13 protein-coding genes are annotated in these 12253 nt (G+C 46.5%); all 13 read left to right on the forward strand.

The window, feature by feature from the left end; all coding sequences use genetic code 11:
- Window positions 1-1155: hypothetical protein (locus KKF06_01505; GenBank protein ID MBU1616443.1), on the forward strand; the 1155-nt coding region annotated here is incomplete at its 5' end.
- Window positions 1156-1178: 23 nt separating this feature from the next.
- Complete coding sequence (locus KKF06_01510) at window positions 1179-2486, forward strand: hypothetical protein (protein ID MBU1616444.1); 1308 nt, start codon at window positions 1179-1181, stop codon at window positions 2484-2486.
- A gap of 34 nt (window positions 2487-2520) precedes the next feature.
- Window positions 2521-2781: a DUF4160 domain-containing protein gene (locus KKF06_01515; protein MBU1616445.1), complete on the forward strand. Its 261-nt coding sequence runs from the start codon at window positions 2521-2523 to the stop codon at window positions 2779-2781.
- 46 nt (window positions 2782-2827) lie between these two features.
- Window positions 2828-3037, forward strand: coding sequence for a DUF2442 domain-containing protein (locus KKF06_01520; protein ID MBU1616446.1), 210 nt, complete (start codon window positions 2828-2830; stop codon window positions 3035-3037).
- Complete coding sequence (locus tag KKF06_01525; GenBank protein ID MBU1616447.1) at window positions 3015-4451, forward strand: hypothetical protein; 1437 nt, start codon at window positions 3015-3017, stop codon at window positions 4449-4451. The genes KKF06_01520 and KKF06_01525 overlap by 23 nt, the downstream gene beginning before the upstream one ends.
- Window positions 4452-4501: 50 nt before the next feature.
- Window positions 4502-5788, forward strand: a complete 1287-nt coding sequence (locus KKF06_01530) for a hypothetical protein (protein MBU1616448.1) — start codon at window positions 4502-4504, stop codon at window positions 5786-5788.
- Between the two features lie 160 nt (window positions 5789-5948).
- Complete coding sequence (locus tag KKF06_01535) at window positions 5949-6260, forward strand: hypothetical protein (GenBank protein MBU1616449.1); 312 nt, start codon at window positions 5949-5951, stop codon at window positions 6258-6260.
- Window positions 6261-6293: 33 nt separating this feature from the next.
- Entirely contained in the window at window positions 6294-7949 is a 1656-nt protein-coding gene (locus KKF06_01540) for a carboxypeptidase-like regulatory domain-containing protein (protein ID MBU1616450.1), read from the forward strand.
- A 195-nt stretch (window positions 7950-8144) separates the two neighbouring features.
- Complete coding sequence (locus KKF06_01545; GenBank protein MBU1616451.1) at window positions 8145-9206, forward strand: hypothetical protein; 1062 nt, start codon at window positions 8145-8147, stop codon at window positions 9204-9206.
- Between the two features lie 13 nt (window positions 9207-9219).
- Window positions 9220-10614, forward strand: coding sequence for a hypothetical protein (locus KKF06_01550; protein ID MBU1616452.1), 1395 nt, complete (start codon window positions 9220-9222; stop codon window positions 10612-10614).
- A 710-nt stretch (window positions 10615-11324) separates the two neighbouring features.
- On the forward strand, window positions 11325-11717 hold the full coding sequence (locus KKF06_01555) for a hypothetical protein (GenBank protein ID MBU1616453.1): 393 nt from the start codon (window positions 11325-11327) through the stop codon (window positions 11715-11717).
- A gap of 25 nt (window positions 11718-11742) precedes the next feature.
- Window positions 11743-12057 carry a nucleotidyltransferase domain-containing protein gene (locus KKF06_01560; protein ID MBU1616454.1) on the forward strand — a complete coding sequence of 105 codons (315 nt, stop codon included), beginning with the start codon at window positions 11743-11745 and terminating at the stop codon, window positions 12055-12057.
- Window positions 12038-12253, forward strand: a complete 216-nt coding sequence (locus KKF06_01565) for a hypothetical protein (GenBank protein MBU1616455.1) — start codon at window positions 12038-12040, stop codon at window positions 12251-12253. Before KKF06_01560 ends, KKF06_01565 begins: the two co-directional genes overlap by 20 nt.

Here is a 12253-nt window from a genome sequence, read left to right on the forward strand (position 1 = left end):
TCCGTAATGCAGGATACTGCCAAGTCTTATATGTTGAAAGATTCCAAAGGGGATTGGTTTGGAGGGAAGGTTGGAGGTGGCGGGTATAGCTTTACTCCCGGCCTTTTTGGCCTGGGCGGCGGGACTAAGATCGGCGACGCCCCCTGGGGGACGGTGCCGCTGACGATTGCCAGGGATGGCGAAAATATTAAAATAAGCTGGGACGCCGCCAAAGCGCCGGGAGCGCAGATCTATGTCTTGACCGGCGACGGGACCGGGAAATTCCAGAAGAATGTCCCCGCGGATTGGAAGCTTTACGCCGATTCATCAATTGCCGGACAGTTTAATGCCGGCTCTGTCGCAACCGGAATTTTATATCATAACAAACAAGTTGGAGCCGCGGTTCCGTCAGGATATAGCAACCACGGCGAGGCATATTACTATGGACTGCAAGCCGGCGTGACCCCGACAACCCCTTGCCAGGATCCGCTCTACACCGGCAAGACATGTTTTGAAGTCGCCCCGGCGGTGGGGAAGGTGAACGTGCCAATCTTTAAGGCGTCAAGCGGCGACAAATATACCAGATTTTCTTTCCCGTTGATTGTGAGCAATAATGAGCTGAATGAAGCGGTCGGCAATCAACTTCACGCGGATGCTTCCCCGAGTAAAGCGGACCAAATACTGGAATGGAGCGGATCAAAATGGAATGTTTATTATTTGGATTCAACAAAAGGTTGGACATCACTAAGCGGTGATCCTTTTGGAATGGTATTTGGCGAAGGATTTGCGGCATTTATAATTAAACGAGCCAGCCAAACGACAACCCCCATTACGGTTGTTGGAGCCGTTAAAGCGGATCAATTTAAAATAGCGGATACTTATAAAAACTTGGCAAAAGATACCTACACCATTTTTGCCAATCCGTTCCCGAAATATCGATTGCTAAATGAGGCCAATTTCGCTCCATCAGGAGCGGTTGCCAACGATTCGCCGGCCAAATCTGATCAGATCTTGGTTTGGACCGGTGATAGCTGGACAATAAAATATTTGAGCACGACCGGCTGGCAACAATTGTCGGGGAGTGCGTTCGAATTTTCACCCGGCATTGGTTACACATATTTAAAGGGCGGCGCGAATACAGGTCCGAACGGGTTCAACTGGACGTTGAATCCATAATTGCAATTATGAAGGAGATAAACATGAAAGAAAAAAACAAATTAAAGATCTGGGGTGAAGTAGTTTTTGCTGGACTTTTAGTAATTCTGATCGGTGGACAAGTTTTCGCTGATGGCGCTTATGTGCGGCTACTTGGCGACGTGAATACCAACTTTATATTTAATAATGATGGCACGACAAAGGTTCCCGCCGGCCAAAGCAATGGATCAGTGGTGCAGGTTGTAACGGGTGCGATTTCCGCTCCCGGAGCTGGCGGAGCGCTTGCTGGCGGTCAAACAGAAGTGGTAAAAGGGTTTGTTGGTTTTGATGGCGCGACAAACGATCTTTTGGCTGGACAATTTTACTATGGAGTAGTGCAGGGAGCATTGACGCCATACTATGTGAGAGTATGGCCTAGTGGAATTGGGGCGGATAAAATGTACGGTCAAAGCGGACAGCAAACGACCTCGGCGCCAGGTGCGAATCCAGATCCTGATGATATAGCGGCAATCGTTTGTGATTGGAAATTGTCGGTGCCGCCCGGAATAATCTGTAATGTTGGAAATTATATTTTAACTTATAACGACTCTTTGGGTGATTATCTCCCCGCTTTTACCGTTACTCCCACGAATATCGGGGCTGTTGGCTCAATAAAATATGTGTTGGATAAGGATAATATCAAGTATGCTTATGATTCAATTTCGTATGAAATATGTAAAGCCCCGGGTGGTGTGGTAAATTGGACAGCAAGCCAAACAAATATAATAAAAACATATGCCTCGGGATCAATTAGTGAAAATTCGCTTACCGATCCCTTTTACAAAAAAGGGGATACTTACGCTGTTCATGCCAGCGCGACAAATTCAAGTATCGGAACCGGGGCATTTGGCCCGAATAAAGTATTCACGATACCTGCGGGAGGCGTCGGCCCCTCCGGCGCCGTTGCTGATCATATGGAGATTAACCTGAAGAAAACCACCGACCTGGGGGTTAACCAGTTTGCTTATGTGATGAATACCACCGACCAGAACGCGACTATTTATTTCACCGGGAAACTACAGACAACGACTGATACGACATTTACAAACCGGACCGTTAAAGGCCTGGCGGAAGCGATAGATGATTTTGCCGAACCAGGGACCGTTAAATCGATCGGCTGGTGGAATAACGAAGTCACCGTCAACGGGGTAGAGACCCAAAGAATGGAAGGATATACTATTGATGGCTCGACCTGGACCGGGTCAACCGGGACCAGCGGCAACGGGGCGGAAGCCTTGAAAAATATTGTTTATCAGATCAGCGTTTCAAAGGATGTCAACGTCTTTAAAATGGATAAGGAACAAGGCAAATAGGGAGAATTGTGAAGAACCTTTATGGAGGAAACGAATGCCTGAAATAAGCAGGTTTTTTGGAATAGTGATAGCGGTTTTTTATGATGATCATAATCCGCCGCATTTTCACGCCAGATATGAAGGAAATAAGGCGGTCATCGACATCAATGAGTTGAAAATTACGGAAGGAAGCCTGCCGCCAAGAGCGCTGGGTTTTGTTATCGAATGGGCTCTGACGCATAAACAGGAGCTCTTAAAAAACTGGGAGTTGGCCGGAGAACATAAGGCGCTGTTGCCGATCGAGCCTTTAAAATAAAATGTTAATTGATATAATTGACGCTCAATATCTGGGGGACTTTAAGTTGAAGATTAAATTCGAAAATGGCCGGGAGGGGATTTTCAGCTTGCGAAAATACCTTGATCATAAAGGCGTTTTCTCGAAGTTGAACGATTTGAATTACTTGAAGAGCTTTTATGTCAACCCGGACCTGGGGACGATCTGCTGGCCCGATGGGTTGGATATCGCTCCGGAAAGAATCTATTCTGAAGTTGAAAAAAATGAAAAAACTTAGCTTAATAATATTATTGTTGATCATGGTCGCGGCGGCGATCCCCGCTTTTGCCGCCGAGCCGCCGGTATTCAACGCTATGTATTGGTTAAAAGGGACAACGATTCCAGGTATTAATGACCCTGGTCACTCTGCCAGCACTTTAATTCAACATCGAAAGGTAGTGTTTTATCGGACATTGCCCGGTTCGTACATCCTCGCTCCGATCGAGTTTGATAGCAGTGGGACAGGGAACCCGCAAAAAAGTGGTAAATTTATTTTCAATATTTACGATAATGGTAAACTAGTGATTGACCCGCAATATGATTATTACGCCGCGGTACCGCGCGTTCCTGAGTCCCAGGGGGGGGATAATTATGGCGCGGCAGAAGTAAAAGTGAATATTACCGGTAACGGCTTTGAAACTGTTCAACTAAAAATTGAATACGGCAAGGGCCCCGTTCTCCCCCTTCCCGGTGCGATCCAACTCTTTATTTCGCGTGATGTTAACAAAAAAGACATCAAATTGAGCTGGGACAATGATGCTTATCCTGATAAACCAGTGATCTGGGCGCTTTCTGACGGTAACGGGAGCGGCAGTTACGTCAATACAACCGCGACAAACAAATGGTCGGTATTTACTACTAAGCTAACCACGAATTCGGAGGGTTTCTTCCTTCATGCTGCACAGGTTGGCGATGGATTGCCGGAGATCTATTATAAAGCGACAGAAAAAGGCTTGGATGATTTGACAAAAACAAAAGGCGCTAACACAGTTGCGCAGATATTAGAGTCCGCCTGGGCGGTTGGGAAGATGAACATTTCTCTTCAAAAAGGGACTAGCCTGGTTTCTCTCCCATTCAATTATCCAAATTCGATAATCGGCGAGGCGTTAGGCCCTGCTTCTCCGGTTTGGCAAAATGGAGACCTGGCCTTTTTGAAAACAAGTGCTGGTCCAAACTATAAAGGAGCAATTTACAATAATGGCCAGTGGGTGAGCCAGACTACCGGTTTGTCTGCGGACATTAATTTTGATCCGAGATATGGTAATCTTATTTACGTTGGCGCAAATAAGGTTTTTACCGCAATCGGCGGAGTAAACGCCAGTGAACAGCTGAACCAACCGATCGCCGTTACGATTTGGGGTGGCGGAGGAACACATGTGGGGGCACTATTTCCTAGAATGATAGGGCTTAGCCAAACAAGTGTAATTACAGATGGTGGGGCTGACGGTGATGGCCTCTACATGAAAACCTCTGCCGCGGCGCCAGATTATGCGTATGCTGTTTTATACAATAACAGCGGCAATTTGGAATGGCGTTCCGGCGTTGATCCGGTTAATAGCCCCCCACCGGCAGTCATCGGTACGCTCAAGCCCCCATACGGATATTTATATACGAGATCGGGATCGCAATTTATTTGGCAAAGATGGCAGTAACAATGAAGGAGTTGATGGATATGATAATAAAAAAATCTGTAAAAGGAGGGATGTTAATACTTCTACTTGTGTTTTCCCTCTCTGGCTTAGCTGGCGCTGTTAGTTTTAATGTTTTAGGCAATGGCATTACAATTCATGGAAAAACGCCACCGGCGACAACCCCTCTTTCCACTCCGGCGAATGGAGTAAGATTTTACTTGCAGACTGGAGCTAAAGATCCGTTAAATAAAACAACTGGTTTGCCGAATGGTGATGATGTTGAAATATACGCCTATAACCCTGATAATAGTAAAAAATTGATCCCGTCAGTTTCCGGAGGCGTTCTCAAATTTAAAGAAGATGGCGCGATGGTTGACCTTAGCCAAACAACAACCGGCAAACAATATGTTCAATTTAATGACCCGACTGCCGGATCGGTTATATACGCTATGATTTGGGATACGATAGTAGGCAAAGATGGCTACTACCTTGTTAAATCATTCTCGTTCCCGACCGGGAATGGCTGGAACACTTTTGACCCAACGACAACCTGGGACATTACCGGCCAAACAAACAATAAAGCGACGGTTCCGAGCACTCCATTGATCACTAAATTCAGCGATTCGTTGACCAGCATTGTAGGTGATGGCACCGAATCAAGCCTGACCGCTTATTCCGCCGCGACCGATGAGGCGGATGGTTCGGTCATTCCGATTTCCAAATATTCCTGGAAATATGGCACTGCTTCTCCTCCGACAACCGACGGGCCAGCGACGCAGAATATGACGCTTACTAATCCATCAGCTGGTACTTATTATTTCCAGGTTACTTACTACAACGACTTTGGTGATACTTCTAGCAAAATTGAATCGCATATTTATAGTGGAGGTGGCGCCGGCGGCCCCCTCTCTTATCCTCTGACCTTCGAATCACAGGTCGCCAGCGACGGCCCGGGGATCAACTTCTTCTCCATGCCGATACCGCCGGATAAGGATGGAAAGTGGTACGCGTATGATAACAATCCTTTTAGTGCGACATATCAGAAGAATATGACGCTGAATGGCATTTCAAATGCTTATGAATTACTGCAAGCGATAAATAGCGCCGCTAAGACATATTTGCCGTCAGGCACTCAATATCTTTTTTATACATCAAGCTTTGGCCAATGGAAATCAAACGAACAAAAAGATGGTGGAGTATTAGTGACATGTAGTGGGCCTGGTCTTTTAACGAGCCAGGTTAATGCCTTAAAAGCGATCCCAATTAAACAAGGAGTAGGATACCAGGTTTACATCGGGAAAAATGGTTCCAATAATCCGCCCGCTAAATTTGATATGATCATCAAGAACACGCAGTAGGGGGAGATTGGAATAGGAGATACGGATATACGGGACACGGGATAGGTGAGACGGGATGGAAGGGGAAAGGCGGGAGAGAAGGCGGGGCAGAGGGCGGGAGAAGGGGGAAGAAAGGGATTAGGCTGAGGCAGGAGGCAGAGGGGAGTGGAAGGGGTGGAAAATGAAGGATAAAAAAATGAACGATGTTTTAGAAAAAATTGAAAAGCTGATTGTTGACGGGAATAACGAGGTCGTTTCCCGGCTAGAAAAAAAGCTCGAGGAGGCCAGAGAAGAGTTGCGGCAGGGGCTTGGCGGGAAAATCGACAATGTCGAAACAAGCCTGCGGCAGGAGATTAGGACCGAAGTCGGCAAAGTCGATCAAAAACTGGATCTTTATTACAAAATGCTTGATTATGATGTTAAGCAAGTTGATAAAAAAGTTGATGGCTTAAAGGATCGGCTTGAAAATCATCTTTATCCGGCGCATTCTTAGTGAGAGTTTTTGGATAATTTAGGAGAATCTAGGTTGATTAAAAAGTTAATTATAACGATGATCGCGATAGCGGCCTTAACCGGCGTAGCCATCGCCGCCGACCCCCAGGCGCCGACCATGCCGTTTTACTGGGTAACCGGGAAGGTTTTGAACCCCGGCCAGCTGAACGGCCGCCCGGTTATTTTATACGCCAAAGATTATTCAGACACGAAAGTAATTTCGGTTATCCCCGATGGTTCGGGCAATTTTACAATAAACACTTACGAACTTTACTTTTATCATAAGAACGACAACTGGGTGGAAATCGGCGGCAAACCGGCTTTCATTGTCGGGGTTAAAAGGCAGAATCCGGACGATTACGGCACCGCTGAAGCGGCGACCGCGATCTGGGACAACGGCTATCTGACAATCGACCTCAATCTGGTCGTGGGCGGCGGACCGCTGGAAGGCGCCAGTCAGATTGCCGGGGTGGTGACCGCTGAAGCTAATGGCGATCCTATCGCAGGGGCGCTGTTGTCGGAAGATTCGAATGGGAAATCAACTGTCAGCGGAGCTGATGGGGCATACCTCTTCCCTGGGGATTTTGCGGCGGGATCAACGGTTGGCGTTGCCTGTAGCGCTGTTTCTTACGATTCCGCCAATAAAAATACGTCGCCATTAGTTGCCAATCAGGTTACCTGGGTAAACTTCGCGCTGGCGGGAGGCGGAATTGTTGATACCGGACTAATCCAGGGAACGGATATTATTCGCGTGACAGATGATAAAGATTCGAACATAAAAATAACTTGGGGATATAAGTCAGGTTCTGGAATAGTTGCGGCCGATATTTGGTGGTTGCAAGGGACCTATAAAGAAATGTCTTCTAATACAAATGATTGGCAGCCGGCACCGTCAGGACAAAATCTAAGTGATGGGGTGACCGGTTGGCAGGCGGGCAATGCGGTAAAGGTAATGGATGGGAATAACGCGTATTATCGAATTGTTCCAGCTGGAACAGTTCAAGCAGAAATTTTAAATCCACTTAACAACTCAAGAACACTTGGCAAGGTTGATCTCCCGCTGTATAAGGGAACTACTTTGAAATTTACCAGATTTTCAATGCCTTTAATTCCAAAAAGCATTGAATGGAAGAATATTATTGGTGATCAATTGCAGGCGAACGCGACTCCTGCTGATGCCGACCAAATCCTGCAATGGCATGGAACTGGCTGGAATTCCTTGTACTACAAATCTGCTGTCGATGGGTATGTGTTATTAAGCGGGGCTTCATATAAATTCTCTTTTGGCGAAGGTTATTCATTAAGGGTCCCTGGCAGAGCCGGACAAGTTCCATCCTTTATTACTATTGTTGGAGATGTCAAGCAGGACCAATTTAGTATTGCCAGCAACTTTAAAAATTTGGCAATAACAAAATATACAATATTTGCCCACCCCTTTCCCAAAACGTACACTCTAGATAATGCGGGATTTGCCAGCTCCGGAGCGGTTGCTAATGATACGCCAGCAAACGCTGACCAGATCAATCTTTGGAATGGGACCGGATGGGTTACAATGTACTTGAGCACGACTGGTTGGCAACAGCTGGGGCTAACTAGTTTTCAGTTTGTGCCGACAATTGGGTATACGTATAGAAAGGGCGATTCTAATACAAGTAGCGGGTTTAATTGGACATTGAGTCCGGTTTATTAGGAAAAGGAGAGAAACATGAAAAAAACAATGAATAAAAGTTGGGTGAAAATAGGGTTATTGGTTGCTGTTATAGGGCTCACTTCGTCAATGGTCAATGCTACGGGTTATTATTTCCATTTAAAAAACCCGAATTTCGCATATCAGAAAAATGGGACAACGAAAATACCAACGACAGCACCAAATGATGTTGTGCAAGTGGTTACTGGTGCCATTTCCGCCCCAGGCAATAATGGCGAAGTAAAGGCTGGCCAAACAGTTGTTTATTCCGGCCAAATTGGTGACGGCGGCAAAGGGGATGGTGAGTTTGAATACTCATATGGATTAGGCGACTCACAGCCAATATTTTTAAGGATTTGGCCAGATGGGGCGGCGCAAGGAAAGACTTATGGAGAGACGAGCCAGTTATCTACATCAGCCGCGGGTGACAACCAAAAAGAAGATGCGATTTCTTCAATTACTTGTAATAGAAAATTAGCCGCCCCTCCGGCCGTTGATGTTTCGGTCGGTAGCTACGCCCTGACTTATACAGGAGGCAAATATTTGCCTTCTTTTGTCGTTACTCCGACGAATGCCTCGGGGGGATATATAAAAGACTCATCGGATGACACTTATATTTATTACACATCGATAGCTTACGAAATAACAAAGAGTGTTGGGGGAGCTCCTGACTGGACAATAAAGAAGCCGCCTTACTCGTCTGGCAGTATCCAGGAAAACGACGCTCTTAACCCTTATTATTTGATGGGAGGGGAATATTTTGCTAGAGCTATCGCGACGAATGGCATTGGTGCGGGACCAACCCCCAGTCCAGGATTCAAATTTACTATCCCAGCTGGCGATGGGATCGGCGGCCCGATCACTATTATTTATAATCTGACCAAGCCGGTCGGCAAGAGTGGCATCAACACCATTTCTCTGCCGTTTAATTTTGCGAGCGGCGTGACCGATGAGGCCACCGCCGTTATTACAACCGTGGACAGTTTGATCAAGAGTATCAATGCCGCTTACGTCGCGGCTAACCCGGCCAATACCGACGCGGTCACGGTTTTCGGCTGGTATGATGAAACGACCCAGACCCATGTCGGTCTGACCGGGATTGTTTATAGCGCGGGGAATATTGACGCCTCGTCCAAATACACCGGGGCGGCAAACATTGCCGCGATAACTGGCGCCGCGCTGGATAAAGGACGCTCCTACCAGGTAACGGTCAAATATGACAATGTGCTTACTTACAAGCTGACTGGAACGGTTAAATAAAAAGGAATTAGGAATGGCAAAGTTGGCTAAAAATATATTATTGGTCCTGTTGTTGGCGGCCTGCCTGCCGCTGGCGGCAACCGCCGCCCAGTCGCCGACCCCATACCCGGTCGCCTACTGGGTCAACGGCGCCCTGCAGAAGGACGCGAGCTCTCTTCCGCCGACCCTCGACGGCTTTAAGCTCTACTTTTACAAGGCGCCGGGTAATGGCTTTGTCCCGACCTTTGACTACGCGGTCGCCAGCTCCGATGCCAGCGGCAACTTCTCAATCAACGCCCTGGAAGACTTAAGCCTTACACCGCTGGCCGCGGCGACCTATTATTTCGGGGTGGAGAAGAAGGAGTTTACCGTCGGTGGAGTAAAACGGAGCTGGGGGATCAACGAGACCGCAGTCGACCTTTCTCAGGCGGATATTAACAGCGGCTATAAAAATATAGCTGAATCTTTGACCACCTTAGTAGAAGGAGCGGGCTTAACCCCGTCCGGCGAAACATCAGGCTTGACAATATTTAGGGCGGGGGATACAAAAGATTCTAATATTCTTATAGCATGGGATACAAAAATATTTTTAACCCCCCCCAATATTTATGCGAGGACCGGGGATGGCAATGGACTATATGTTAGCGATTATGACGCGAAATGGGTTAGAGCTTTTGACGGGACAACTGTTTTGGGTGGATTACCAGCGGAATTAGGCTCTTTTAAGGTTGATCCTCTAATACCTAATACTTTGGTTCATGAGAAACAAGTTGGATCAGGAAGTGTTGAGGTTTACTATAAAGCATATCTTGGCGCAACCAATCCGCCTACCGGGGCCGATCTTGCTGCCTTTAGTTCTGCGCCGGCAGTTGGCAAGCTAATCGTTGTTGCTTACGGCAGTAAGAAAAACAACGCGATTGGTATTCCATTTGTTGTTTCTTCAGGTAAAATAGACGATGTTTTGTCAACGACTTTGCAACAAAAAGACATTGAATATTTAAAGTTTGACAGCAGCACCCAGCAATATGCTGGCGGTTATTATGACAGCGGCTGGAAGGGGACGGCGATAACTTTATCGCAGGGGGATGGGATTTGGATTTATAACCCGATCACCGGTAGCGATATTGTTATGACCATTGTTGGCAATGTTCCCAAAAAAGGACTAGCAGTTAGCTGCACGATTTTTGGGCCGAAAAAAAATAATAAAATTGCCTTACCCCATCCGCAAGGGGCGGCCTTAACCTTGTCTGGCCTGGATCCCTTAGCTGGCTCTGAAATATTGATATTTGACAACTTTAATCAAACATATACTGGAACTTATGTTGATAGTGGAAATTGGAAGTCTGATTTGTGGGTAAAACCGGGCAAAGGATTTTGGTATTATAATTTGAATGGAACCTTTGACTGGAGCACTATGGTGAAAAAATGAACATCTTGAATAAGGGGGAAAATATTATGTGGAAATATAAAAACCGATTGTTAAGGAGGGTAGCTGTATTATTTGTTCTAGCTTTTTTCGCAAATAGTGCTTTTGCGCAATTAACGATAAAAAACCCAGTTGTCAAGGATCTTAGCGGAGCATCAGTGAACAATACGCCAGTTGTGCTAATCTATGGGAATAGTACTGCTACCCCCTCACCAGTAGCTTCCCCATATTATTCTGGAACATTGTATAAAACGTATACTACAAACAGCTCGGGGATTGCCGTTTTTACTGATCAAGAATCGGCTTTAAATACTAATATCTATATGAAGGCTTGGAAGGGAACTCCGGGGCCAGATTCATATTATGGCTTTTATGGCCCAACAAATACAGATTCAGCTACGATTCTTAAACGATGGGATGATCCAGTCATAACGACAAATTATAAGGCAGCTGCCCCATATGGGCCGAAAATAACTAAATTTGAAGAAAGTACTGTTACTTTGACCGATGGTTCTTCCCCATCGGCGACACTAAAAGTGTATTCTGGCCAGCCGACAGCCACTGATGGTCTTAGGGAATTAACTAAGTATGCATGGAAAATGTGGATAAAAGGGACAGCAAAGCCAGCAACGGATCTTGCAGGACAAACTGAGGCAACGCTTTCATTACCTTCTTCACAGGTTAGTGCTGGTACAACCTATATTTTTCAGGCAATGCATGGTAACCCTTGGGGGGATGCTTGGGGGGAAGAGAAAGAATACACTGTTGGTGGCGGTGGTGTTGGCGGTGGCGGGACCGTGACCTACGCGCTGAAAGCGGGGATCAACGGAATGGGCTTGCCGTTTGGCGGCTCAATGAACGTCGCGGTCAACGGCGGGACTCCAGTCGCGGTTGATAGCGTGCAAAAGCTTGTGACCGCGGTTGGCGGCGTGACCGCCATCTCGGTGTGGGACGCGGTCGGACAGAAGTTAGGCGGCGCTACGTTTGACGGCTCCGGCAACGTTACCTTCCAGACCCCCGGCTTTGACCTGAACGGGGCCTTGACCGCCGGAACAGCATTATATATCTCGGTCGGCGCAGACAGCAGCGTGACTTTGAGCAAATAGGAATAAAATGAGCAGAAAAGAACTGTTGGAAAAAGAGTTAAACAGCTTTGTTGATAAGGCAAAGCAAAAATATCAACCGAAAAAGATTGTTTTGTTTGGCTCAATGGCTGGCGGCAAGGTAAACGAGAAAAGTGATATCGATGTTTTAATGATAGCGGAATCGAAAAGCGGCTTTTGGGAGAGAATGAAGGAAGTCTCCGGCATTTCCAGTCGCTTGGTGGGGATGGATATCTTGTTTTATACGCCAGGCGAGTACATAAAACTTATTAACAACAGGACATTCATTAGGAACGAAATAGAAGAAAAAGGGAAAATTATTTATGAATCAAAGTCTGCCTGAAGAGGTTGTTAACTGGCTATTCTATGCCGATGAGGACCTTTCCGCGGCGCAGATAATGATGAGAGAGAAAATGTATCCGGATGCTGTTGTTGGTTCATTGCCGGAAGGATTGCCAGGAAAAGATCAGGCCGATGAAGCGTTGCAAATAGCCGGCGAAATAGTTGGCTTTACAAAGAAACGTTTGGGAGCATCATAA

Source organism: Candidatus Margulisiibacteriota bacterium (assembly GCA_018822365.1).
Taxonomy (GTDB): Bacteria; Margulisbacteria; WOR-1; order O2-12-FULL-45-9; family XYB2-FULL-48-7; genus XYB2-FULL-45-9.

Excerpts from the sequence above, each read along its gene's own strand:
- KKF06_01510 (MBU1616444.1), top strand. The coding sequence starts at position 1,179 with ATGAAAGAAAAAAACAAATTAAAGATCTGGGGTGAAGTAGTTTTTGCT.
- KKF06_01530 (MBU1616448.1), top strand. The coding sequence starts at position 4,502 with ATGTTAATACTTCTACTTGTGTTTTCCCTCTCTGGCTTAGCTGGCGCT.
- KKF06_01515 (MBU1616445.1), top strand. The coding sequence starts at position 2,521 with ATGCCTGAAATAAGCAGGTTTTTTGGAATAGTGATAGCGGTTTTTTAT.
- KKF06_01550 (MBU1616452.1), top strand. The coding sequence starts at position 9,220 with ATGGCAAAGTTGGCTAAAAATATATTATTGGTCCTGTTGTTGGCGGCC.
- KKF06_01555 (MBU1616453.1), top strand. The coding sequence starts at position 11,325 with ATGCATGGTAACCCTTGGGGGGATGCTTGGGGGGAAGAGAAAGAATAC.
- KKF06_01535 (MBU1616449.1), top strand. The coding sequence starts at position 5,949 with ATGAAGGATAAAAAAATGAACGATGTTTTAGAAAAAATTGAAAAGCTG.
- KKF06_01565 (MBU1616455.1), top strand. The coding sequence starts at position 12,038 with ATGAATCAAAGTCTGCCTGAAGAGGTTGTTAACTGGCTATTCTATGCC.